This is a genomic window from Streptomyces sp. NPDC052225 (assembly GCF_040679615.1).
Taxonomy (GTDB): domain Bacteria; phylum Actinomycetota; class Actinomycetes; order Streptomycetales; family Streptomycetaceae; genus Streptomyces.
This window is the reverse complement of sequence record NZ_JBFAVD010000021.1, coordinates 99,980-123,808: the sequence shown is the minus strand read 5'-3', so window position 1 is coordinate 123,808 and position 23,829 is coordinate 99,980. Positions and strand designations below refer to the sequence as shown.

The following is a 23,829-nucleotide window of genomic DNA, read 5'->3' as shown; positions in this document are numbered from 1 at the left end:
GGGTTCCGCGCTGCCCGTGAGGTCCGGAGTATCCGGCATATCCGGCGCCTCCGGGAGGAGGGGTGGTCATCTGGCGTTCTCCTTAGGGGTGTTGCCATGGATCGGGTCGGCCCGCGGTGTCGGCCCCGCGGGTGGGGGGTGGTCCTGGTCACGCGGCGCGCGGCGGGCTCGAAGGCCCCGCGCACCCGGTGGTGGCCAAGAAGAAGGGGAGGGCGTCGGTGGTCATGGCGTACCGCCGGCCGAGGTGTCGGTGTGCGCGTGCGCGGAGGCGCGGGTCAGCGTGCGGGTGGCGTGGACGAGCAGGGCGAGTGCGGCGACGGCGCAGGCCGTGGCGGGGACGACGCCCGGGCCCGCCGCGTCGACGGCCGTCTCGACCGGGGTGCCCAGGACGTCGCAGCCGGGCAGCCGCGCGGCGAAGACCAGGGCGACGGCCAGGGCCTCGACGGCGGCGGCCGCGCCGAGCACCACGGCGGGGGCATGGGCGCGGCCGTGCGCGGTGAGGAGTCGGGCCAGCAGGAGCAGGACACCGAGGGCGCCCGCGGCGGCGTAGTCCGCGTCCTCACCGAGCAGGGATCCGGCCAGGCCGAGGAGCACGGCCAGGGCAAGAGCGAACAGGAGGACGCAGCCGAGGAGCAACGGCCTTACGGAGGAGGCGAATTCGGCGAGACCGCGGCTGGCCGCGAGGCGGCGGCGCGCCCCGGCGACGAAGAGGTGGGCGCACCAGGTGGCGGGCGCCACGGCGACGGCGAGCGCAAGGTCCGGGGCGGTTGCCGGGGCCCAGGCCTCGTCGGGCCCGCCGGCGAGCGCGGCGTTCAGCAGACCGTCGCCGAGGAGTGCGTAGCCGAGGAGCCACCAGACCCACAGGCGGGTCGCGGGGGCGGCCGGGCCTTCGACGGCGCGCAGCGGGCCGTGCCGCAGGGTCGTGCGCAGGGCGGCGGCGAGGGCGAACGCTCCGCCGATACCGACGGCCAGGCGGGCGGTGCCGGTGGTGGCGGTCAGGGCCGGCAGCACCAGCGCGCAGACGGCGCCCGGCAGCAGGGCCAGACCGGCCCACGCGCCGCGCACCCCGGTCGGCTCCGCCGGGGCGACGGCGAGCAGCTCGCCCGGGTCGCCGTCCCTCGGCACACGCGCGTACATCTCCTCGGCGAGCGAGAAGACGTCCTTGTGCCGGAAGCGGGCGGCGGTCCTGTCGGTCACACCGTGGGCTTCGAGCCCGGCCGCGATCTCGAGCGGATCGACGGCGCGCTCGCACAGGTCGCGGTGGCGGTGCATCAGGACCTTGACCGGGTCGGCTCCCGAACGGCGTTGCGGGGTGCGGGAGTTGGCGAGGCGCCCGTCGGCGCGGAGGGAGGGGACGGCGGAGGTGGCGGCTCCGGTGATGCCCGAGCCATCCACAGCTCCAGCCGACTTCGCCCCGGCGTCCACATCCGCATCCGCGTCGGCGTCGGCGTCGGCGTGGAGGCCGACCCCGTCGCCGGCGCCCGATCCCACTCGCCACGCACCGGGTGCCTCCAACAACCCCTCGCTCAGCTCCCCGTCCAACTCATCGTCCAGGGTTCCGAGACCACCCAGCTCGGCGGCCGGAGGCGTCGCGGTCAGCGCCTCCTGCGACCCGGAGCCCCAGGCTCCGGCGCTCACCGGCACCCGGGGCACGTCCGCCCCGGCGCCTCCGGGACCGCGCCCGTACCCGTCGTCCACACCGTCACGCGTCCTGCCGTCCCGCCCGCTCATGCGTCCCTCTCCCCGCTGCCCTGCGTCACGCCGGCCAACTGCTCCCGCTCCCCGCCGGCTCCGTCATCTCCGCCGTCTCGGCCGTCGGCATCTGCGTCGGACACCGGCCCGGCCCCCGCCGCAGCCCCGGATTCGCCCTCGGAGTCCGCGGCCCAACTGGGCGCCCCCGAACCGGCGGGCCGCCCCGCGAGCCAGGTCCCGCCGGTGCCGCCGCCGCCCGGCGCCGTCCACCGGCCCGGCACGTGGGCCTCCGGCGGATGGGAGAACGGGAGGGGCTCCCCGGCGTCGTCCACGGCCTCCCGCCGGACGGGGCAGTGCGAGACGATCTCCAGGTAAATGCTGCGAAATGCCGCCACGTTCTGTTCGACGGTGAACAGCTCGAGCGCCCGTGCACGGGCCGCAGCTCCGAGCCGGTCACGGCGCTCGGGGTCACGCAGCAGCGCCACGCACGCCTCGGCGAGGGCCTTCGGGTTGCGCGGCGGCACGACGAGGCCGGTGCCGCCGATGACCTCGACAACGGCGCCCACGTCGGTCGACACGGTGGCGCGCCCGCAGAACATGGCCTCGACCAGGCTGATCGGGAAGCCTTCAACGACGCTCGACAGGACGACGACGCTTCCGGCGCCGTATGCGTCGGCCAGGTCGGGCGCTTCGGGGCCGCCGAGTTCCTCGAAGGAGACGGGGTTCTCGCCGACGGCGTGGATGCCCGCCGCCTCGTCGGGGAACAACTGCGCGGCGAGCGCCTTGCAGTGCCCGAGATACGCCTCGGCCTCACGGTCCTCGGAGCACTCGGACCCCGGGCCGCCGTTCGCGCCGGACCCGGCCGCCCCGCGCGGCATCGCCCCCACGATCCGCAGCCGTGCCTTCGGCTCCTCCTTGCGGATCTCGGCGAAGGCGTGCAGCAGGGAGATGAGGTCCTTGGACGGGTCGATCCGGCCGACCCAGACGAGGGTGTCCGGCTCCCCCGGTTCCTCCCGCTCGCCGATCTCCGCGAAGCGCGATGCCTCCATGCCGGGGTGGACCGTGCGCAGCTTGGCGCGGTCGGCGCCGCACCGTTCCTGCCAGCGCCGGGCGTGGGTGTTGCCCGGGGTGATGACGGCGGCCTGCCGGTAGACCTCGGCGGCGAGGCGGCCGTGGAAGGCGGCGAGGAGCGCGCGCACGGGCGCGCTCAACTCGGCGTCGCCTGCAGCGATGTAACGGGCCCTGAGCTGCACCCCGTACTCCGTGACGAGCAGCGGGACACCGAAGAAGCGCTTGGCGATCAGGCCGGGCAGGGCCGCGGCCCCGCCGGACGTCGCATGGCACAGGTCGACGGAGCCGAGGCCGCCGCCGTCGTACGAGCCGGAGGTGTCCTCGTACCAGTCGAGGGAGAGCGGCCGCAGCGCGCGCTCCACGTGTCCGGCGAAGGCGAGCAGGTCGGGCACGCGGGCCGCGCGGGCGGCGCGCAGTGCGCCCGGCGCGCGACAGGCGCGCTCCAGGATGCGCATGGCCGCTTCCGAGCGCAGGGCGGCACCCAGGCCGCCTTCGTCGCGGGCGAGTTCGGCGAGGCCGTAGAGCGCGTTGGCGAAACGGTCCGCCTCTTCGCCGACGGTGTCGGCCGCGCCAGCACCGGCACCAGCGGCCGTACCGACACCGGCGCCGCACACGACGGCCTCGACCAACTCCCCGTACAGAGAAGCGAATCGACGCCGCGCGCGCCACCGCAGCCCGCCGCCACGCACCCCGTCCTCATAACCCGAGTGCCCCGGCCCCCCGGAACCCGCGCCACCCGTCCACAGCGGCGCGGTCCGCACGCGACTGACCTGCGGGGGCAGTTCGAGCCACCCCGCGTCCTCCTGCTGCTGGCTGCGACTGAGCGCGTAGATGTCGAACTCGTGCTGCTCGAGCCCGCGCACGAGCCGGTCGCACCAGAGCCTGGCCTCACCGCTCACATACGGGTAGCCACCCTCGGTAAGCAGTCCGATGCGCACGAGTGCACCCCCGATCTCCCTTGTGAGGAGCCGCCGTTGGCCCGGCGGCTCGCAGCGGGACGAACGTATGCGGACATGCCGGTGGCGTGATGGACGGTTGTCCATCACGCCACCAAAAGGGGTGAACGGTCGTAACTTTCCCGCGCGCGTGACGTTCAGTCGCGCTAAGAGATCAGTCGGCTACGAAAAGTCACGGAGCGTCAACCCTTGGGAAACGCCCAGGGGTTGGCTTTGCACGTGATCCCGTCGAAGGTCAGGAACTTGGTCTGCTGCTGCATGACCGGCGCGAGCGCACCGGCCTGCGAACAGGTCACGTGATTGAAGCCGAGCCGGTGGCCGACCTCGTGATTGATGAGCATCTGCCGGTACGGGTGGATGGCGTGGCTGCCCAGTTCCTTGTCGTACGTCTCGGAACCCTGCGCCCAGCGATAGGCGTTGATCATCACGCGGTCGGTGGCGGCGGAGTCGCACGACACGTTGTCCTGGGTCGTGTCGAGCCCCGACTTCGCGCACCACTTCGCCGTCGTGCCCGGGCTCGCCAGCGTGATCACGAAGTCCGGCTTGCCGGACGAGATCCGCTCGAAGGTCCGCGCCCCGTCGTGGGCCCAGCTCCGCTTGTCGTTCAGCGTCTTCTGCACGGCCTGCGCGAACAGCTCGCCGTCGAGCCCGATCCCCTTCTCCACGTCGACCCGGTAGCGGAACTTCTGCCCCTTGCCCGGCGCCTTGTCGAACCCGGGGATCGCATCGAACGTCCCCGAGGCCTTCAGGCCCGCGGCGAGCGGGTACTTCTTCGCCATCTTCTGCTCGTACGTCGCCGGGGCGGCCTGCGCCGTGTGCGACGGGGTGGCCCGGTCGTCCGAGCGCGAGGCGGAGCCGCCGTCGGCGCGCGCGCCGTCCGCGGCCCGCGCCTTCGCTCCGCCGGCCGAGTCGCCGCCCCTGCCGGTGACCTGTCCGGCGACGACGACCGCGAGCACGGTGGTGACGGCAGCGGCGGCGATGCCCGTATAGGTCAGGCCCTTGCCGCGCTTCTCCCGAGGCGCCTCGGCCTCCGGCGGCGCTTCGTACGCCGGTCGCGGGGGCTCGGCGTCCCAGTCCGTGACGGCGGCGTACGGATCCCCCGGCGGGCGCGACGCGGCGTCGAACGCGTCGACGTACTCCTGGCGCGGACGCGGACGCGGCATCGAGGGCGGTCCGGCGGGACCACGCGGGCTGGGGACCGGGCCGGCGCCGGGCGCGCCCCAGGCACCGCCCGGCTCGCGCTGCTCCGGATGGCCGCTCCTGACCTGCGGGGCGCTCGGCCGCGCGGGCATGTGCGCGGGCCCCGTGGCCTGTGCGGGCGCCCTGCGTCTGCGCCCTGTGCCGGGCCCTGGGTGCGAGGGGCCCTGCGCCGGGGGCGCTACGGGTATGTCGGCGGTGTCGCCGTTGTCTGCCGGTCCTCGGCGGCTATGCCGTCCCACAGGCCGCCTCAGCTCCCCAATTCCGTACTGGTACCGCCACTGTCACTGCCACTACCGCCACCACTGCCGCCGCTGCGGCCACTCGTCGCGCGGTCACGCCCGACGCCCGGCCGCCCCCGGCCCCCACCCCACTCGCCCTGCTCGCCCTGCTCGATCGGCTCACTCTGCGCGCTCGCCCCACGCGACCCGCTCGGCTCGCCCGCGCCCCTCGCACCGCCCCGCTCGTCCAACGCTCCGGTGTCCGCGAGGAGTTCCCTGAACGCCGTCGCGACCGTCTCGGGGTACTCCATCATCGCGACGTGCCCCGCGTCCGGCAGCGTGAGCAGCCGCGAGTCACGGAAGGCACGCGCCGCGCGCGCCGCCATCCTGTACGAAACGAGCAGGTCACGCCCGCCGTACACGAGCAGCGTCGGCGCGAGCACGCGCTCGGCCTGGCGCCACAGGCCGTGCTGGCCGCCGAGCGTGTACGCGTTCACGACGCCGCGCGCGGAGCGGGCCATCGCGTCCCAGAAGTACGGGAGCTGAAGGCGCCGCTCCATCTCCTCCACGGCCGCGCGGAACCCCTCCGGGGTGACCCGGTTCGGATCCCCGTAGCAAAGAGCGGTGACGCCGCGCACGCGCTGCTCGGGCGTCCACTCCTTGGTGAGCCGGGTGAAGAGCGCGGCCACGCCGGGCACCGCGAGCAGTCCGGTCGGCAGGGCCGAGCGCTGCACGCGGATCTCCGGCAGCGCGGGCGAGACCAGCGTCAGGGTCCGTACGAGATCGGGCCGGACGGCCGCGACGCGGGTGGCGACGGCTCCGCCCAGCGAGTTCCCGAAGAGGTGCACGGGCCCGCGGCCCTGCGCGTCGAGATAGCGGATGACGGCGCGGGCGTGCCCGGTGACCGAGTAGTTGCCGTCGTCCGGCGGCGGCGAGTCGCCGAAGCCGGGCAGGTCGACGGCCTCACTGTCGACGACGTCCTCGAGCAGCGGCATCAGCGCCGACCAGTTCTGCGAGGAGCCGCCGAGCCCATGGACGTACAGGGCGGGCGGAAGCCCTTCGCCCGTTCCCGGCCGCGACCGGACCGACAGCGTCAGGCCCGGCAGACCGACCGAGCGCAGACGCTCCCCCTCGGCGACCCTGACGGTGCCCGGCTTGGGTACCGCGGCGGCGATGGCGGGGGGTACGCGCGGCGGATCGGTCGAAGGCATGCCGCATATGTTACGAGACGATCACGCAGGGGATCGTGTGTTCGCCATCACAGATCGCGTACAGCTCTGCCCAAAGCTTCTCCGGCCCGGACGCACCGCTTTCCGCCGCCTGTCCGCGGCGAGATCGCAATGCGCCCCGATCGGGTGTCTCCTACGCTCGATATCAGGGCACCCGCCCACGTAAGAACAGTGAGGAAGGGAGCCATTCATGACGGTCGACCCCAGCGATCCCGAGACCTTCGCGGACCGCCGCCCGCCCGAGATCGACGTGGAAGCCCCCGAGGCCGACGCGGCAGAACAGTCCACCGAGCTCACGCCCGACGGCGACGACGCCCCCGACGGGGCCGCCGACCCGGACGGCGCGAACGAGGCGGACCGAGCGGAACAGGCCAGGGTGGTCGCGCTCGACGAGGACGATTACCGGTGACGTGACCGCGACGGTATGCGCCCCTTTGCGACCGCGGACGGGCCGGGACGGTCTCCGCGCGGCTTTCACAGCCGTCCGGTCCGTGAAATTCTGCGCTCGCACCGCGCACATCTTGGTTACCCAAAAGTACGATGACGGCGCGGCGCACACCGCGTACGGACGATTTTGGGAGGCGGCGTGACAGCCATCGAGCAGACGGAGGCAGCGCGCCCCAAGGGCACACGCCTGCCGCGCCGTGCCCGACGCAACCAGCTCCTGGGTGCCGCCCAGGAAGTTTTTGTCGCGCAGGGGTACCACGCGGCCGCGATGGACGACATCGCCGAGCGCGCCGGCGTCAGCAAGCCGGTGCTCTACCAGCACTTCCCGGGCAAGCTCGAGCTCTACCTCGCGCTGCTCGACCAGCACTGCGAGTCGCTCCTCCAGTCGGTCAGGACGGCGCTCGCGTCCACGACGGACAACAAGAAGCGCGTCGAGGCGACGATGGACGCCTACTTCGCGTACGTCCAGGACGAGGGCGGGGCGTTCCGTCTCGTCTTCGAGTCGGACCTGACGAACGAGCCGGCGGTGCGCGAGCGCGTCGACCGGGTCAGCCTTCAGTGCGCCGAGGCCATCTCGGACGTGATCGCCGAGGACACCGGCCTGTCCAAGGACGAGTCGATGCTGCTCGCGGTGGGTCTCGGCGGCGTCTCGCAGGTCGTGGCGCGCTACTGGCTGTCCAGCGCGAGCCCGGTCCCGCGCGAGAAGGCGGTCCAGCACCTGACGTCGCTCGCCTGGCGCGGCATCGCGGGCTTCCCGCTGCACGGGAGCGAGCACCACTGACCCGCTGATCGCCCCTGGGCACATTTGTTCCCGCCCCGGTGTTCGCTCTTGGCGTGCAGCCGGGGCGCCGGGTGCCTCGCCTGGCCGGGCTAATCTTTGCTGCGTACGGCGCGCGGTCGTCCGCGCACATCACGGATCGTCGGAGGGACAAGGCCGTGGAGGTCAAGATCGGCGTGCTGCACACGCCTCGCGAGATCGTTCTGGAGAGCGGCCAGCCCGTCGAGGAGGTCGAGAGCGCGGTGGCGGAGGCGCTGGCAGGCAAGGCTCAGCTGCTGTCCCTGACGGACGAGAAGGGCCGCAAGGTCCTGGTCCCCGCCGAGCGTCTCGCTTACGTGGAGATCGGCGAGCCGACGGTGCGCAAGGTGGGCTTCGGCCCGCTCTAAGCAGCCCGGGACACACCGGAAACATGGAAGAAGGCCTGGTGGCATCGTGCCACCGGGCCTTCTTTCACGTGCTGACGCGTTCTGCCGCGTTCACAGCCGATGCACACGGGGAGGGTTGCGTTCCGGGTGCCAGGGGTAGACCGGGTACGACCGATTTGCACCGACCGGCCGCGCGGGAGGGACCCTCACCATGCTTCTCGAAGCTCTCGGCTCCGCACTGCTCGGCCTGGCCCTCGCCCTGGCCGCGGGACACCGTCTTCCGCACCGGCTTCCGTCGCGCACGCTCGTGCTGCCGACCGGGGTCGCGGGCGCGCTCTTCGGGGCGTTCGTCACGCACAGCGCGCTGGGCGCCGGACATGTGATCGCCACGCTCGTCGGAGCGCTCGTGATGGCGGCGGCCCTGCTGTCGCTGCTGCTGCGCCCGGCCCGGGGCAGAGCGCGGCAGCTGACGCCGTACGCGTAAGAGCCGCACTCCGTAAGAGCCGTACTCGGAAGAGCCGTACGCGGAAGAGGCGAAGACCTCGGCCGGCTCAGGCCGCCAGGCCCAGCGCCGCCATCCGCTTCGTGTGCGCCTCGGTGATCCGCGAGAACATCCGGCCGACCTCGGCCAGGTCGAAGCCGTCGGCCACGCCGCCCACCAGCATCGTGGAGAGCGCGTCGCGGTCGGCGACCACGCGCTGCGACTGCGACAGGGCCTCGCCCATGAGGCGTCGCGCCCACAGCGCGAGCCGCCCGCCCACGCGCGGGTCCGCGTCGATCGCGGCGCGCACCTTCTCGACGGCGAACGACGCGTGCCCGGTGTCGTCCAGGACCGCGAGGACCAGCTTGCGGGTGTCCGAGTCGAGCCGGGCCGCGACCTCCCGGTAGAAGTCGGAGGCGATCGAGTCGCCGACGTACGCCTTGACCAGACCCTCCAGCCAGTCCGACGGGGCGGTCTGGCGGTGGAAGCCGTCGAGCGCGGCGACGAACGGGTCCATCGCCTCGGTCGGCTCGGCGCCGATCGCGGAGAGCCGGTCGCGCAGCTGCTCGAAGTGGTGGAACTCGGCGGACGCCATCTTCGCCAGCTCCGCCTTGTCGGCCAGCGTCGGCGCCAGCTTCGCGTCCTCCGCGAGCCGCTCGAACGCCGCCAGCTCCCCGTACGCGAGCGCGCCCAGCAGGTCGACGACGGCGGCGCGGTAGTTCTCGTCCGCGGCCGCGGTGGCCCAGTCCTGGGCCGCGATACCGGTCACGGCGGGGGTCTCTTCGGCGGTCGGCGTGGCGTTGTCAGGCGTCTCCATGAAGCGCACAATAGCCCGCTCACCGCTCCCCGGAAGTCCCTGGTCAAGGAGTGTGACGACGGCTACGTGACCAATTCGGCCATCGCACATGCGGGTTTCCGGGGTATGGTGGTAAAGAGCCCGCCGAGTGCAAGCCAGGTTCCTGGTGCTTGCGCGTACATGCGACGGGCCGCACGAATGAGGATGCCCGGTCGGTGGCCCGATCGGCTCCGACCCGACAGCCCTCCGGGTCGTACGTCACAAGACGTACGGATCGAGGAGGGGCCCCCTCAGCGGCACGAGCGCTCGAGCGTCGGCAGTGGTCCCGCGCCATCCGGTCCAGCCCGCAGCAAGCGGTTCGAGACCGGCGTACCAACGGCACGGCACTGGCACGGTCAAGACCCCCGCGTTCGCCTCACGCCGCACCTCACAGAAGAGGCAACACCCTGACTACGCAGACTTCGACATTCCGTCAGCTCGGGATCCTTCCCGAGACCGCCGAAGCCCTTGAGGCCGTCGGCATCGTCACCCCCTTCCCCATCCAGGAGATGACCCTCCCCGTCGCCCTGACCGGCACGGACGTCATCGGCCAGGCCAAGACCGGCACGGGCAAGACCCTCGGTTTCGGTCTGCCGCTCCTGGAGCGCGTCACCGTCCCCGCGGACGTCGAGGCGGGCCGGGCCAAGCCCGAGCAGCTGACCGACACCCCGCAGGCGCTCGTCGTCGTCCCGACGCGCGAGCTGTGCACCCAGGTGACCAATGACCTGCTCACCGCCGGCAAGGTGCGCAATGTGCGCGTCCTCGCCATATATGGCGGTCGTGCCTACGAGCCCCAGGTCGAGGCCCTCAAGAAGGGCGTCGACGTCATCGTCGGTACGCCCGGGCGTCTTCTCGACCTCGCCGGCCAGAAGAAGCTGAACCTCTCGCACGTGAAGGCGCTCGTCCTCGACGAGGCCGACGAGATGCTCGACCTGGGCTTCCTGCCCGACGTCGAGAAGATCATCAACATGCTTCCGGCGAAGCGTCAGACGATGCTGTTCTCGGCGACCATGCCGGGTGCCGTCATCGGTCTCGCCCGCCGTTACATGTCGCAGCCCACGCACATCCGCGCCGCGGCGCCGGACGACGAGGGCAAGACGGTCGCGAACACCAAGCAGTTCGTCTACCGCGCGCACAACATGGACAAGCCCGAGATGGTCTCGCGCATCCTCCAGGCCGACGGCCGCGGGCTCGCGATGATCTTCTGCCGTACGAAGCGGACCGCCGCCGACATCGCGGAGCAGCTGCAAAAGCGCGGCTTCGCCTCCGGTGCCGTCCACGGCGACCTCGGCCAGGGTGCGCGCGAGCAGGCGCTGCGCGCGTTCCGCAACGGCAAGGTCGACGTGCTGGTGTGCACCGACGTCGCCGCGCGCGGCATCGACGTCGAGGGCGTCACGCACGTCATCAACTACCAGTCGCCCGAGGACGAGAAGACGTACCTCCACCGCATCGGCCGCACCGGCCGCGCGGGCAAGAAGGGCATCGCGATCACGCTGGTGGACTGGGACGACATCCCGCGCTGGCAGCTGATCAACAAGGCGCTCGAGCTGGACTTCAACGACCCGGTCGAGACGTACTCCTCCTCGCCGCACCTGTACGAGGAGCTCAGCATCCCGGCCGGCACCAAGGGTGTCCTGCCGCGTTCGGAGCGCACGCGCGCCGGGCTCGGGGCCGAGGAGATCGAGGACCTGGGTGAGACCGGTGGCCGAGGCGCGTCGTCGCGCGGTGGCCGCGGTGGCCGTCCGGACCGCGACCGTCCGCGTGACCGGGACCGCGATCGTGACCGGGACCGTGACCGTGACCGTGACCGCGGTGACGGTGAGCAGGAGCGTGCCGCGCGTACGCCGCGTCGCCGTCGCCGTACGCGCAACGGCGAGCCGGTCGCCGCGGAGGCCGCCGGCACCACGGCTGCTCCCGTGACGCCGGTCGCGGAGGACTCCGCCGAGCCGCGCACGCCGCGCCGCCGCCGTCGCACGCGCAACGGTGCCGCCGAGCCGGTCGCCTCCGTCGCTCCGGCCGCCGAGGCCGTCGTCGAGGCGGTCGAGACCGTCGCCCCGGTGACCGAGGTGGTGGCCGAGGCCGAGGCGGAGGCCAAGCCGCGTCGCCGTACGCGCAAGAAGGCGGAGGCCGTCGTGGAGACGGTCGAGGCCGTCGCGCCGGTCGCCGAGGCCGAGCCCGAGGCGGAGGCCAAGCCCCGTCGCCGTACGCGCAAGAAGGCCGAGGCCGCGGTCGACACCGCGGAGGCCGTCGAGGCCAAGCCGGCCACGCGCACCCGTAAGAAGGCCGTCGCCGCCGCTCCGGTGGAGGAGGCGCCCGCCGAGGCCAAGCCGCGCCGCACGCGCAAGAAGGCCGAGGCCGCGGTCGACACCGCGGAGGCCGTCGAGGCCAAGCCCGCGACGCGGACGCGTAAGAAGGCCGTCGCCGCCGCTCCGGTGGAGGAGGCGCCCGCCGAGGCCAAGCCGCGCCGCACGCGCAAGAAGGCCGTCGCCGCGGTCGACACCGCGGAGGCCGTCGAGGCCAAGCCGGCCACGCGCACCCGCAAGAAGGCCGCCGCCGCTCCGGTGAAGGCCGAGGAGGCGCCCGCCGCCGAGGCCAAGCCGCGCCGCACGCGCAAGAAGGCCGTCGCCGAGGCCCCCGAGGCCTGACCGGTCCGGTGCTGAAGCGCTGAAGGCCCGGTTCCCGCACTGCGGGGGCCGGGCCTTCTGCCGTGCCCGCCGAGGCGCACGGCCCCCTCGCCACGTAATGTCGCGGCATGAGCAGGCCGCCCACCTTCACTCCGCCGCCCGGTACGCGTGCCCACCGTCTGGCCACCGCACGAGGCGAGTTCGCCGCCCTCATCGGTGAGCCCGAACGCGGTCCTGTGCGCGGCACCGCGCTGCTGCTGCCCGGGTTCACCGGCAGCAAGGAGGACTTCATCGCGCTGCACGCCCCGCTCGGCGCCGCCGGGTACCGGACGGTCGCCGTGGACGGGCGCGGGCAGTACGAGAGCAAAGGCCCGGCGGACGATGAATCCCCCTACGCCCAGGGCGAGTTGGCGCAGGACGTGCTCGCGCAGGCGGCCGCGCTCGACGCGGGCCCGGTGCATCTGCTCGGCCACTCCCTCGGCGGCCTGATCGCGCGGGCGGCCGTGCTCCTCGACCCGGCGCCGTTCGCGACGCTGACCTTGATGGCGTCGGGCCCCGGCCCGGTCACCGAGCCGCAGCAACAGCGGGTGAAGCTGCTCCGGGACGCGCTGGCCGCGCTGGACATGGCGCAGGTATGGGAGGCGATCCAGGCCCTGGAGACCCCGGAGGACGTCGCGGACGTACGCGGCGACGAGGAGGATCTGCGGCGCCGCTGGCTGGCCAACAGCCCGGCCCAGCTCATCGCCACGGGGCGGCAGCTGTGCGAGGAACCGGACCGCGTCGCGGAACTGGCCGCGGTGACGCCTCCGGTGCACGTCCTGTCGGGCGAGCGGGACGACGCGTGGCCGGTGCCGCAGCTCGACGCGATGGCGGAGCGGCTCGGCGCGGAGCGGACGTTGATCACCGGGGCGGAGCACTCCCCCAACACGGACCGCCCGCTGGAGACGGCCGCCGCGCTGGCCGCGTTCTGGGACCGCCACCCAGGCCCCACTACTCGCTAGTAATTAGTTACTCGAAAAATTTCCTTAGCGTAGGGAATGTTTGCTGGGGGCAACCCGTTGTACCCATAGAGAACGCGGGGCACTGTAGCCACGCAATCCACTCTTAACGGTCAGGCAACCGCCTGGCCGTACAGCTGGACCAGACTCGTGGTCAGCACCAGTAGTTCTCCTTCAGGAGGATCACCAGACGAAGGGAGAAGCCACATGCGCTTCGAAATCATGCGACTCGACGACGTCGACGGCACCGCCGTGGACAGCACCGTCGTGGACGCCGCCTCCGTCAACCGGATCGTTCAGCAGGCCGCCGCCATCGGGCAGCGCCTCTACATCCGCCCGGCCGAGTCGGCCGCCTCGTAACGGGCAGCGACTCCCACACTTCGAAGCCCCCGTACGCACGCTGCGTACGGGGGCTTCGCGCGTGCGCACGATGCTCAGGAGCTCTGGATCACCTGGGTCACGCCGTTGATGATCTGCTGCACGGCGATCGCCGAGAGCATCATGCCCGCGAGCCGGGTGACCAGGACCACGCCGCCGTCCTTGATGACGCGGATGATCACCAGCGAGTAGCGCATCACGATCCACAGGACGACGTGGATCGCGACGATCGCCGTCCAGACCGAGACCTGGGTCGCGAACGAGTCCGCCTTCTGGACGGCCAGGATGACCGAGACGATCGCGCCGGGCCCGGCGAGCAGCGGCATGCCGAGCGGGACGAGGGCGACGTTCACGTCCTTCGTCTGCTTCGGCTCGTCCGTCTTGCCGGTCAGCAGGTCGAGCGCGATCAGCAGCAGGAGCAGACCGCCCGCGATCATCAGGGCGGGCACGGAGACGTGCAGATAGTCGAGGATCTGGTGGCCCAGGACACCGAAGACGGCGATCACGCCGAAGGCGACGCAGACGGCCTGGAAGGCCATCCGCTTCTGGACCTTGGCGGGGCGGCCCGCGGTGAGGGCGAGGAAGATCGGGGTGATTCCGGGGGGATCCATAATCACAAAAAGCGTGAGAAAAAGGGATCCGAAGACGGCGACGTCGAACACAGTGGGGCTTGCCTTGCAGAAGAGTTGAGCGGTGGAGGGCGTACGAGAGCGACGCGCGGGACGCGTCAGGCGCGGCGTCCGCCGGCGCCCGGCACCGGGAAGGCGCCCGTGGCGCGCCGGGTGATCTCCCCGTAGATCTCGGGGTCGGTCGTGTACTCGCCGAGCACACAGGTCTTGCGGCTGCCGTGGTAGTCCGAGGAGCCGGTGGTCAGCAGGCCGACGTCGGCGGCGAGGGCGCGCAGCCGCTCGCGGGTGGCCGGGTCGTGGTCCATGTGGTCGACCTCGATGCCGTCGAGACCGGCCTCGGCCAGCTTCGCGATCGAGTCCTCGGGAACCGTCTGCCCGCGCTTGGCGGCGCCCGGGTGCGCGAAGACGGTGACCCCGCCCGCGGCCTTGACCAGGCGGATCGCCTCGAAGGGATCGGTCTCGTGCTTGTCGACGTACGCGCGCCCGTCGTTGGCCAGCCAGTCCTCGGTGAACGCGTCGGAGACCGTCGGTACGACACCGAGCTCGACCAGCGCGGTGGCGATGTGCGGGCGGCCGACCGAGCCGTCGCCAGCGATGCGGGCGACCTGCTCCCAGGTGACGGGGACGCCCAGCTCGTTCAGCTGGGCGATCATGCCCTTGGCGCGCGGCACCCGGTCGTCACGGACCAGCTCGCGCTCGGCGAGCAGCGCCGGCTCATCGGGGTCGAAGAGGTACGCCAGCAGGTGCATGCTCACGCCGTCGAGACGGCAGGAGAGCTCGGCGCCGGTGACGAGGGTGAGCCCCGTGGACAGCTCGCGGAGCGCGGCGATCGCCTCGGCGTGGCCGCGCGTGGTGTCGTGGTCGGTGAGCGCCACGACGTCCAGGCCCGCAGCCGCCGCGTTGCGCACGAGCTCGGCCGGGCTGTCCGTGCCGTCCGACGCGGTGGAGTGGGTGTGCAGATCGATGCGCACGGCTGCGTACTCCAGGCTCGGACGGGCCGCCGACGGGCAGCGGGGGGACGCTCAAGGATAACGGGGATTTCCGACACTCCCGTCACCGCCGAAACCGGCCCCCACCCCTTACCCGTACGCGCTACTGAAGCAGCCTCGGCGACAGCGCCCCGCACGGCAGCAGGTCCACCTCGGCGCCCGCGTCGCGCAGATCGGTGAGGACCAGTTCGTCGTACATGAGCAGCCCGGACTGCTCGGGCCACACGATCGCCCACAGCCACAGGCCGCGCGCCTCGCCGGCGAAGACGGCGCGGTCGTCCGGGGTGCCCGACACATGCCAGAGCGGAGTGGGCCGGCCGGCCGCCATGAGCTTGGCCTGCGGCGGCTTCTCGACGCTCATCCGGGGGCCCGGGTCGGGTCCGTCGATGCCCGCGTAGCGCGAGCCGAGTCCGACGCCCAGCTCCTCGGCGACGAGCACCAGCTCGCCGATGCCGCCGAGCGGTCCGGGTCCCGAGCAGGCGACGGCGGTGGCGCGGCCGCCGTGCCGGTCGTCCCCCGCGTTGGCCACGCCCGTGAAGAGCCAGCCGACCGGGAGCGGCCACGGCATCCACACCGGTACCCGCGCACGATGCACCACGACGCTGAGGGCCTCGACGCTGGGCGGGATCACGGGCTGCAGCGGATGCACGGTCCCGTGCACATCACACTGCCAGGAGTCGGCAAAGAGTCCGGGAGCCCTGACCCGGCCACCACACTTCGGGCAACTGGGTTCGCCCCTCATAAAGCCCCACGGTCCTCCCCGTCCCGCGCCGCGTCAAGGACGATCACCCGTCCGGAGTGTGCCGGGCCGGACCTGCATATTTACATGTAGCTTGCATTAATTAGCGCGTCTAACTTAATATGTGCATACGCCAACGACCTCGCTCGGCCAGGAGCAGAAGGAGCATCAGGCATGAGCCACAGCAGTACAGGAGGTCCCGCCGAAGGGGACCCGTTCGACGCAGGTGCGGCCGGCATCCTGCGTCAACCGAAGGCGGTCTGGGCTACCGCCGGGGCATCCGTCGTCGCCTTCATGGGCATCGGGCTCGTCGACCCGATCCTGCCGTCGATCGCCAAGGGTCTGGAGGCGACACCGAGCCAGGTCTCCCTGCTCTTCACCTCGTACTTCCTGATCACCGCGGTCGCGATGCTGGTCACCGGCTTCGTCTCCAGCCGCATCGGCGGCAAGAAGACGCTGCTCGCCGGCCTCGCGCTCGTCGTCGTCTTCGCCGCGCTCGCGGGCACGTCCGGATCGGTCGGCCAGCTGGTCGGCTTCCGGGCCGGCTGGGGCCTGGGCAACGCGCTCTTCGTCTCCACCGCGCTCGCCGTCATCGTCGGCGCCGCGGCCGGCGGCAGCGCCGCCGCGATCCTGCTGTACGAGTCCGCGCTCGGCCTGGGTATGGCGTGCGGGCCACTGGTGGGCGCCCTGCTCGGCAACGCCAGCTGGCGCTACCCGTTCTTCGGCACGGCGGCCCTGATGGCCGTCGGGTTCCTCTGCATCACGGTGTTCCTGAAGGAACAGCCGAAGCCCGCGCGCAAGACGTCGATCCTCGACCCGATCAAGGCGCTGGGCCACGGCGGCCTCGCGTCCGCGGCCGTCTCGGCGTTCTTCTACAACTACACGTTCTTCACGGTGCTGGCCTTCACGCCGTTCGTGCTGAACATGACCCCGTACAAGTCGGGCGGTGTCTTCTTCGCCTGGGGTGTGCTGCTCGCGCTGTTCTCGGTGATCGTGGCGCCGCGCATGCAGGCGCGGTTCGGTTCGCTGAAGGTGCTCGGCGGTTCGCTGGTGCTGCTCGCCGCGGACGTGCTCGTCCTCGGGTACGGCAGCCACACCGCGGCCATCGTCTGCACGATCCTGTCCGGCGCCTTCATCGGCGTGAACAACACCGTCTACACGGAGCTCGCGCTCGGCGTCTCGGACGCCCCGCGGCCGGTGGCGTCCGCCGGCTACAACTTCGTCCGGTGGTTCGCCGCTGCGGCCGCCCCGTACTTCGCGCCCAAGATCGAGGAGTGGACCGACATCCACATCCCGTTCGTGGTCGCCGCGGTCACGGCACTGCTCGGCGCGCTCGTGGTCTGGGTGCGCAGGAGCGCCCTCACCCACGAGGCCGAGGAGCTGGAGCCGCGACACGCGAGCGAGGACGGCGTCTCCGTCTTCGCCAACTGAGGACTAGTCCAGGGACACGGGCCTGCGCAGCGGATCGCGCAGGTCCGTTCCGCTGCTCAGCCACTTCTCCTGGAGGGCGGCCGCGCCGTGCACCCGCTTCCACGCCGCCTCGTTCTGCGTCATGGGCAGCAGGGGCAGGAACCGTACGGGATCCAGCGGCTCGTCGAGCTCCAGGTCCTCGACCAGGCCGCCCGACTCCGCGACCAGGACCGAGGTGAACGGGGCGCCGGGCCACAGCGGTTCGCCCACGTCCAGCGAGGCGCCCGGCGCGACGACGACGCCCTCGACCTGCGGGGACGCGGCGAGCACGGCGAGCGGGCGCAGCGCCTTGTCCGTGTCGGAGAGGCCGGCCCTGACCGTCAGGATCAGCTCCGCGCGCGGGCCCTTGACCGGGTCGGCGAGCGCCGCCGTGGGGTCGGACATCGGGGACGCGGACATGCCGAGCGTCGCGTACCGCACCACCCCTTGGGAGGCATCCGTGAAGCGCAGCACCTCGATCCGGTCCGTGCCGAGAAACGTGACGGCCGCGCGCGCGTCCGGCGCGCCCAGGGCCGTGGTCAGCCGGGCTTCCACCAACGCAAGAACTTCTGCCATGCCGCGAGCATAGAACTCGCATGCAACGGGTAAAGAAGGGGCTTGCTTCTTCAGTCGGCTGATAGTCTTGGCCGCTGGTCGGGATGGTACGCACCGAGTACCCGCCGAGAGCCCCTCAGAGGGCACTCGAAGAACCGACCCACCAGACGTCCCCCACGGGGGACCGGCCGGAGGAGGTGGGGCTGTCATGGATCGAAGTCGACCGTGCAGTACCACCCGTTCTTCCGGCCGATAGGCCCGCATTTCATCTCGCAGTCGCCTGTCCTGAGGGCTGCCCGCGCGTGCCGGAAGAGCGCTTCGTTTCCGCCTGATCTTTCTGATCTTCCTGATCTGAATCAGTAAGCGAAGCCGCCCCAGTGCCGGTGCGGTGCTCCCCGCTTTGTGGACGTGCAGCATGTCCCGTTGGCCAGGACGTCCTCATTCCGGGTAGTTCCACCCGTCCCTGCGCGGCTCCCGCCCGCGAAGGAGCCTGCCCATGTCGATGATTCGCGACCTGCGTGCCGCCGTCCGCCCCTCGCTGCGCAAGAGCGTGGCCCCGTACGAGAACGAGGGGCGTTCCTCGTACGACAGCACGCGTGACCCGTCCGCGGTCTCGGCGGTCGTGGACTGCGCCGTCTACCGCGACGGTGCCCGCGTCGAGTCCGGCGAGTGCCTCACCCCGCGCGAGGCCCGCTACCAGGTGCGCCGTGACGGCGGCTTCGCCTGGATCGGTCTGCACGAGCCGACCGAGGCCGAATTCTCCGGTATCGCCGCCGAGTTCGGGCTGCACCCGCTCGCCGTGGAGGACGCGGTGCACGCGCACCAGCGGCCCAAGCTGGAGCGGTACGACGACACCCTCTTCGCCGTCTTCAAGACCATCCACTACGTCGAGCACGCCGAGCTCACCGCGACCAGCGAGGTCGTCGAGACCGGCGAGGTCATGTGCTTCACCGGACGGGACTTCTTCATCACCGTCCGGCACGGCGGGCAGGGCTCGCTGCGCGCGCTGCGCCACCGCCTCCAGGACGACCCCGAGCTGCTGTCCAAAGGGCCGAGCGCCGTGCTGCACGCCATCGCCGACCACGTCGTCGACGGCTACCTGGCCGTGGCCGACGCCATGCAGGACGACATCGACGAGGTCGAGACCGAGGTCTTCTCGCAGACCGGCAAGGGCGCGCCGCGCGGTTCCGACGCCGGCCGGATCTACCAGCTCAAGCGCGAGGTACTGGAGTTCAAGCGCGCCGTCGCCCCGCTGCGCCGGCCCCTCGCCCTGCTGAGCGAGCGGCCGATGCGGCTGATCGACCCGGACATCCAGAAGTACTTCCGTGACGTCGCCGACCACCTGGAGCGCGTCCAAGAGCAGGTCATCGGCTTCGACGAACTCCTCAACTCGATCCTCCAGGCCAACCTCGCGCAGGCGTCCGTCGCCCAGAACGAGGACATGCGCAAGATCACCTCGTGGGCCGCGATCATCGCCGTACCGACCATGGTGTGCGGCGTGTACGGCATGAACTTCACATACATGCCGGAGCTGCACTGGCGGTTCGGCTACCCGATGGTGATCGCCGTCATCGGTGCCGTCTGTTTCGGGATCCACCGGACCCTGAAGCGGAACGGGTGGCTGTGAACGTCGCGGCTACGCTTGCCGCATGACGACTGCTGAACTGCTCGATGCCGCCCTCGTCGAGGAAGCCACGAAGAAGTCCGGGCTCATCTGGGTCCGCGGTGCCCGGGGCGTCGAGCGCGCCCTGTGGCACGTGTGGCACGAGGGCGCGGCGCACGTGGTCGGCGACGGGCCCGGCGAGCAGCCGCTGCCCGATCTCGTGGACGGGGGCTCGGCCACCGTCACCGTGCGCAGCAAGGACAAGGGCGGGCGGCTCGTCGGCTGGTCGGCGAAGGTCGTGGAGCTGGTGTCCGGGTCCGAGGCGTGGGAGGGCGCTGTCGCTGAGCTCAAGGGGAAGCGGTTGAACGCGCCGGATTCTGAGGAGATGCCGGCGCGCTGGGGGCGGGAGTGCCGGGTGCTGCGGCTTGAGCCGGATCTCGGTGCGGGCGTCGTGCCGGAGTCGGACGGGGCGTTGGCCGCCCCGCCCCTGCCGTCGCCTGCCGTCACGCGCAATGCCGTGCCTGCCGGGCTTCCCCGGTTGTTGGCTCGGCGGAAGAAGGGCTGAGGTCTCGGGGCTCTGCCCCGGACCCCGCTCCTCAATCGCCGGAGGGGCTTGATCCGCTCAGGACGACGGTAGCGCCTTGCCGTAGTCGACCGTGTCGCCGTCGCCCGGTTCCTCCAGGGTGAAGTCCTTGCCCCAGTCGGTCAGTTGGAGGGTTCCCGCGCCGCCCGCGCGCTCCAGACGCATGGGGAACGCCCTGCCCTCCAGGGAGACGTCGAGCGTGCCGCCCGCGCCCTCGTCGCCGGTGAGTTCGATCGTGCGGACGCCGCCGGCGGAGCCGTGGTCGCCCTTCGCCAGGTCGCCGTGGAGCGTGAGCAGTCCGTCGAGCAGGACGTCCTTGTCGGTGAAGGTGCTCAGGCGCTTGTACGCCGGGTCGCCCGTCGGCACCTTCACGTACTTGCCGTCGAGCTTCTCGGCCGCCGCTCCCTCGCCGTGCCCGCCCTGAGCCTCGTCCGAATGCGTCCAGAAGTCGGCGTCCGCCTTGAGGTACAGGTGCTCGCCGACCCGCAGCAGCCGGAACGTGCTGCCGTTCGTCGTCACCGATCCCGTGCCGCCGTCGTCCTTGAGGCGCATGTCGAGCTTGTACGACTTGCCGCTGCTGACGACGGTGCCGGACAGGTGCACGGCGTCCGCGCCCTGGGCCGCCTTGACCGTGCGGCTCTGGATCGTGGCCGGTTCCAGTTTGCCGACGCCGTTCGTGCCGGCGTCCGGATCCTCTCCGCCGCAGGCCGCGAGTCCGGCCGCGAGCCCCGAGCACATCACGCCGACCAGGACGGTCCTGCGGGTACGGGGGGCCAGGGAAGCTGCGGTCACGGGTGGGGCTACCTCTCGTACGGCATCGGGCGCGGCGGCAGACGGCAGCGTACCCCTGCCATCTGCGGATACCCGTCGGGGTCCGGGTGGCCGCAGCGCAAAGGCGTGTTCTACGGGCACGGGCTAGCCTGAACCACGGATTGCTCGTGTATACGGATGAATGCCGGCGAAAGGGAGGTGGGAGCGGATGGCTGGTGGCGCGCCTCGGATCTTCGTCTCGCATCTCGCCGGTGTCGCCGTCTTCGATCCGAACGGCGACCAGGTGGGGCGGGTGCGCGACCTGGTGGCCATGTTGCGGGTGAGCAAGCGGCCGCCGCGGCTGCTCGGGCTCGTCGTCGAGCTGTCGACGCGGCGCCGCATCTTCCTGCCCATGACCCGCGTGACCGGCATCGAGTCGGGCCAGGTCATCACCACCGGCGTGCTCAACGTCCGGCGGTTCGAGCAGCGGCCCACCGAGCGCCTGGTGATCGGCGAGATGCTCGACCGGCGGGTGCGGCTCGTGGAGAGCGGCGAGGAGGTCACCGTCCTGGACGTCGCGATCCAGCAGCTGCCCGCGCGCCGCGACTGGGAGATCGACCGGGTCTTCGTACGCAAGGGACGCAGCAGCGCGTTCCGGCGGAACAAGGGCGAGACGCTGACCGTGGACTGGTCGGCCGTCGACGGGTTCTCCCTTGAGGAGCACGGACAGGGCGCGGAGAACCTGCTCGCCACCTTCGAGCAGCTGCGCCCCGCCGACCTCGCCAACGTGCTGCACCACCTCTCCCCCAAGCGGCGTGCCGAGGTCGCCGCCGCCCTCACCAACGAACGCCTCGCCGACGTCCTCGAAGAGCTCCCCGAGGACGACCAGATCGAGATCCTCGGCAAGCTGAAGGAGGAGCGCGCCGCCGACGTCCTGGAGGAGATGGACCCGGACGACGCCGCCGACCTGCTCAGCGAGCTGCCCGAGGAGGACAAGGAGCGCCTGCTCGCGCTGATGCAGCCGAGCGACGCGGCCGACGTACGGCGCCTGATGGCGTACGAGGACAGGACCGCGGGCGGTCTGATGACGACCGAGCCGATCGTCCTGCGCCCGGACGCGACCGTCGCCGACGCCCTGGCCCGCGTACGCAACCCCGACCTCTCGCCCGCGCTCGCCGCCCAGGTGTACGTGTGCCGGCCGCCGGACGAGACGCCTACGGGTAAGTACCTCGGCACGATCCACTTCCAGCGGCTGCTGCGCGATCCGCCGTACACACTGGTCAGCGCCGTGCTCGACGAGGACCTCCAGGCACTGTCGCCGGACGCCCAACTGCCGGAGATCGCCGGGTTCTTCGCGACGTACGACATGGTGGCGGCGCCCGTCGTCGACGAGAGCGGCTCGCTGCTCGGCGCCGTGACCGTGGACGACGTACTGGACCACATGCTGCCCGACGACTGGCGCGAGCAGGAATTCCATCTGTCCGGGGATGTGAACCATGCCGACTGAGGAGACCCAGACCCGCACCGGGGAAACCCCGCGGCGGCCGCGGATCCGGCTCGACCAGCCGCTGACGCCCCGCCGCAAGCTCATCCCCGACTACGACCCCGAGGCCTTCGGGCGGATGTCGGAGCGGATCGCGCGCTTCCTGGGCACGGGCCGGTTCATCGTCTGGATGACGGTGATCATCATCGCGTGGGTCGCCTGGAACGTGGCGGCGCCGGACGCCCTGCGCTTCGACACCTACCCGTTCATCTTCCTGACGCTGATGCTGTCGCTCCAGGCGTCGTACGCCGCTCCGCTGATCCTGCTCGCGCAGAACCGGCAGGACGACCGCGACCGGGTCAACCTCGAACAGGACCGCAAGCAGAACGAGCGCTCCATCGCCGACACCGAGTATCTGAGCCGCGAGGTCGCGGCCCTGCGGATCGGGCTCGGCGAGGTCGCCACCCGCGACTGGATCCGCTCCGAACTGCAGGACCTCCTCAAGGAGCTCGAGGAGCAGCAGCGGTCCGGGGTATTCCCGGCCGAGCGCGAGCACGGACGTGATGTAGACGACCGCTGACGGGGCTTTCCGTGCCCCGGTTACCGCGCCGTACTATCGGTCGTATGGCTACGGAAGACGCGGTGCGCGAGGCGCTCGCGACAGTGAACGACCCCGAGATCCAGCGACCCATCACCGAACTGGGGATGGTCAAATCGGTGGACATCGGTGCGGACGGAGTCGTCGCGGTCACCGTGTATCTGACCGTCTCCGGCTGCCCGATGCGCTCCACGATCGAGAACAACGTGCGGGACGCCGTCCTGCGCGTCGACGGCGTGACCGATGTCCAGGTCACCCTCGACGTGATGAGCGACGAGCAGCGCAAGGAGCTGGCCGCCGCGCTGCGCGGCGGCACCGCCGAGCGCGAGGTCCCCTTCGCCAAGCCCGGCTCGCTGACCCGCGTGTACGCGGTCGCCTCCGGCAAGGGCGGCGTCGGCAAGTCCTCGGTGACGGTGAACCTGGCGGCGGCGCTCGCCGCCGACGGCCTGAAGGTCGGCGTCGTCGACGCGGACATCTACGGCCACTCCGTGCCGCGCATGCTCGGCGCCGACGGCAAGCCCACCCAGGTCGAGAACATGATCATGCCGCCGTCGGCGAACGGCGTGAAGGTGATCTCGATCGGCATGTTCACGCCGGGCAACGCGCCGGTGGTGTGGCGCGGCCCGATGCTGCACCGCGCGCTCCAGCAGTTCCTCGCGGACGTGTTCTGGGGCGACCTGGACGTGCTCCTGCTCGACCTGCCGCCGGGCACCGGTGACATCGCCATCTCGGTCGCCCAGCTCGTGCCGAACGCCGAGATCCTCGTCGTCACGACGCCGCAGCAGGCCGCCGCGGAGGTCGCCGAGCGGGCCGGCTCCATCGCCGTACAGACGCACCAGAAGATCGTCGGCGTCGTCGAGAACATGTCGGGCCTGCCGTGCCCGCACTGCGACGAGATGGTCGACGTGTTCGGCACCGGCGGCGGTCAGCTGGTCGCCGAGGGCCTGACCAAGACGACGGGTACGAACGTGCCGGTCCTCGGCTCCATCCCGATCGACGTCCGCCTGCGCGAGGGCGGCGACGAGGGCAAGCCGGTCGTCCTGACCGACCCCGACTCCCCCGCGGGTTCGGCGCTGCGCGCCATCGCCGCGAAGCTGAGCGGCCGCCAGCGCGGCCTGTCGGGCATGTCGCTGGGGCTCACACCGCGCAACAAGTTCTGATCGCGTTCTCGGGCGTACG

General features: G+C 71.7%; 23 protein-coding genes. 13 read left to right on the top strand and 10 right to left on the bottom strand.

Annotated features, from left to right (window positions below; genetic code table 11):
• Positions 1-222: 222 nt before the first annotated feature.
• From AB0L37_RS27490 to AB0L37_RS27475, 4 genes are all read right to left on the bottom strand, one after another.
• The gene (locus AB0L37_RS27490; protein ID WP_365510810.1) at positions 223-1,731 is read right to left on the bottom strand and encodes a hypothetical protein; all 1,509 of its coding nucleotides are present in this window, start codon (positions 1,729-1,731) and stop codon (positions 223-225) included.
• Positions 1,728-3,701, bottom strand: a complete 1,974-nt coding sequence (locus AB0L37_RS27485) for a DUF3492 domain-containing protein (protein WP_365510804.1) — start codon at positions 3,699-3,701, stop codon at positions 1,728-1,730. Before AB0L37_RS27485 ends, AB0L37_RS27490 begins: the two co-directional genes overlap by 4 nt.
• 200 nt (positions 3,702-3,901) lie before the next feature.
• Positions 3,902-5,158 carry a DUF3152 domain-containing protein gene (locus AB0L37_RS27480; RefSeq protein WP_365510801.1) on the bottom strand — a complete coding sequence of 419 codons (1,257 nt, stop codon included), beginning with the start codon at positions 5,156-5,158 and terminating at the stop codon, positions 3,902-3,904.
• An 8-nt stretch (positions 5,159-5,166) separates the two neighbouring features.
• Positions 5,167-6,348, bottom strand: coding sequence for an alpha/beta hydrolase (locus AB0L37_RS27475; RefSeq protein WP_365510798.1), 1,182 nt, complete (start codon positions 6,346-6,348; stop codon positions 5,167-5,169).
• A gap of 208 nt (positions 6,349-6,556) precedes the next feature.
• Between AB0L37_RS27475 and AB0L37_RS27470 the strand changes: the two genes are divergently transcribed.
• From AB0L37_RS27470 to AB0L37_RS27455, 4 genes are all read left to right on the top strand, one after another.
• Complete coding sequence (locus AB0L37_RS27470; protein WP_365510796.1) at positions 6,557-6,775, top strand: hypothetical protein; 219 nt, start codon at positions 6,557-6,559, stop codon at positions 6,773-6,775.
• 177 nt (positions 6,776-6,952) lie between these two features.
• A complete protein-coding gene (locus AB0L37_RS27465; protein ID WP_365510793.1) occupies positions 6,953-7,594 on the top strand; it encodes a TetR/AcrR family transcriptional regulator in 642 nt (213 codons plus the stop codon).
• Positions 7,595-7,749: 155 nt separating this feature from the next.
• A complete protein-coding gene (locus AB0L37_RS27460) occupies positions 7,750-7,977 on the top strand; it encodes a DUF3107 domain-containing protein (RefSeq protein WP_365510791.1) in 228 nt (75 codons plus the stop codon).
• A gap of 190 nt (positions 7,978-8,167) precedes the next feature.
• A complete protein-coding gene (locus tag AB0L37_RS27455; protein ID WP_365510788.1) occupies positions 8,168-8,440 on the top strand; it encodes a hypothetical protein in 273 nt (90 codons plus the stop codon).
• A gap of 67 nt (positions 8,441-8,507) precedes the next feature.
• On the opposite strand, the gene AB0L37_RS27450 is transcribed toward AB0L37_RS27455, so the two are convergent.
• The gene (locus AB0L37_RS27450) at positions 8,508-9,263 is read right to left on the bottom strand and encodes a ferritin-like fold-containing protein (protein ID WP_365510785.1); all 756 of its coding nucleotides are present in this window, start codon (positions 9,261-9,263) and stop codon (positions 8,508-8,510) included.
• A 518-nt stretch (positions 9,264-9,781) separates the two neighbouring features.
• On the opposite strand from AB0L37_RS27450, the gene AB0L37_RS27445 reads away from it, so the two are divergent.
• The 3 genes from AB0L37_RS27445 to AB0L37_RS27435 all read left to right on the top strand — a co-directional run bounded on the left by AB0L37_RS27445 (position 9,782) and on the right by AB0L37_RS27435 (position 13,254).
• Positions 9,782-11,917, top strand: coding sequence for a DEAD/DEAH box helicase (locus AB0L37_RS27445; protein WP_365510783.1), 2,136 nt, complete (start codon positions 9,782-9,784; stop codon positions 11,915-11,917).
• Between the two features lie 107 nt (positions 11,918-12,024).
• Complete coding sequence (locus AB0L37_RS27440) at positions 12,025-12,897, top strand: alpha/beta hydrolase (protein WP_365510780.1); 873 nt, start codon at positions 12,025-12,027, stop codon at positions 12,895-12,897.
• A 204-nt stretch (positions 12,898-13,101) separates the two neighbouring features.
• A complete protein-coding gene (locus tag AB0L37_RS27435) occupies positions 13,102-13,254 on the top strand; it encodes a hypothetical protein (protein ID WP_338700211.1) in 153 nt (50 codons plus the stop codon).
• 74 nt (positions 13,255-13,328) lie between these two features.
• Here AB0L37_RS27435 and AB0L37_RS27430 read toward each other — a convergent pair whose 3' ends face one another.
• The 3 genes from AB0L37_RS27430 to AB0L37_RS27420 form a co-directional block, all read right to left on the bottom strand.
• A complete protein-coding gene (locus AB0L37_RS27430; RefSeq protein ID WP_365510777.1) occupies positions 13,329-13,934 on the bottom strand; it encodes a MarC family protein in 606 nt (201 codons plus the stop codon).
• 65 nt (positions 13,935-13,999) lie between these two features.
• Positions 14,000-14,872 carry a PHP domain-containing protein gene (locus AB0L37_RS27425; RefSeq protein ID WP_365510774.1) on the bottom strand — a complete coding sequence of 291 codons (873 nt, stop codon included), beginning with the start codon at positions 14,870-14,872 and terminating at the stop codon, positions 14,000-14,002.
• Positions 14,873-14,993: 121 nt separating this feature from the next.
• Positions 14,994-15,632: a DUF6758 family protein gene (locus AB0L37_RS27420; RefSeq protein ID WP_365510771.1), complete on the bottom strand. Its 639-nt coding sequence runs from the start codon at positions 15,630-15,632 to the stop codon at positions 14,994-14,996.
• Between the two features lie 171 nt (positions 15,633-15,803).
• On the opposite strand from AB0L37_RS27420, the gene AB0L37_RS27415 reads away from it, so the two are divergent.
• A complete protein-coding gene (locus tag AB0L37_RS27415; RefSeq protein ID WP_365510769.1) occupies positions 15,804-17,060 on the top strand; it encodes an MFS transporter in 1,257 nt (418 codons plus the stop codon).
• Between the two features lie 3 nt (positions 17,061-17,063).
• On the opposite strand, the gene AB0L37_RS27410 is transcribed toward AB0L37_RS27415, so the two are convergent.
• Positions 17,064-17,654 carry a suppressor of fused domain protein gene (locus AB0L37_RS27410; protein ID WP_365510766.1) on the bottom strand — a complete coding sequence of 197 codons (591 nt, stop codon included), beginning with the start codon at positions 17,652-17,654 and terminating at the stop codon, positions 17,064-17,066.
• A gap of 475 nt (positions 17,655-18,129) precedes the next feature.
• Here AB0L37_RS27410 and AB0L37_RS27405 point away from each other — a divergent pair, with 475 nt between their 5' ends.
• Both AB0L37_RS27405 and AB0L37_RS27400 read left to right on the top strand, forming a co-directional pair.
• On the top strand, positions 18,130-19,260 hold the full coding sequence (locus AB0L37_RS27405) for a magnesium and cobalt transport protein CorA (protein ID WP_365510763.1): 1,131 nt from the start codon (positions 18,130-18,132) through the stop codon (positions 19,258-19,260).
• A gap of 22 nt (positions 19,261-19,282) precedes the next feature.
• Positions 19,283-19,801: a hypothetical protein gene (locus AB0L37_RS27400; RefSeq protein ID WP_365510760.1), complete on the top strand. Its 519-nt coding sequence runs from the start codon at positions 19,283-19,285 to the stop codon at positions 19,799-19,801.
• Between the two features lie 57 nt (positions 19,802-19,858).
• Here the strand turns inward: AB0L37_RS27400 and AB0L37_RS27395 are convergent, their stop codons facing one another.
• Positions 19,859-20,557, bottom strand: a complete 699-nt coding sequence (locus tag AB0L37_RS27395; protein WP_365510915.1) for a hypothetical protein — start codon at positions 20,555-20,557, stop codon at positions 19,859-19,861.
• Between the two features lie 241 nt (positions 20,558-20,798).
• On the opposite strand from AB0L37_RS27395, the gene AB0L37_RS27390 reads away from it, so the two are divergent.
• Genes AB0L37_RS27390 through AB0L37_RS27380 form a run of 3 tightly spaced genes read left to right on the top strand, consistent with a single transcriptional unit; the run spans position 20,799 to position 23,810 of the window.
• Complete coding sequence (locus AB0L37_RS27390) at positions 20,799-22,076, top strand: CBS domain-containing protein (protein WP_365510757.1); 1,278 nt, start codon at positions 20,799-20,801, stop codon at positions 22,074-22,076.
• Entirely contained in the window at positions 22,066-22,632 is a 567-nt protein-coding gene (locus AB0L37_RS27385) for a DUF1003 domain-containing protein (protein ID WP_365510754.1), read from the top strand. Before AB0L37_RS27390 ends, AB0L37_RS27385 begins: the two co-directional genes overlap by 11 nt.
• A gap of 44 nt (positions 22,633-22,676) precedes the next feature.
• Complete coding sequence (locus AB0L37_RS27380) at positions 22,677-23,810, top strand: Mrp/NBP35 family ATP-binding protein (RefSeq protein WP_365510751.1); 1,134 nt, start codon at positions 22,677-22,679, stop codon at positions 23,808-23,810.
• Positions 23,811-23,829: the final 19 nt, after the last annotated feature.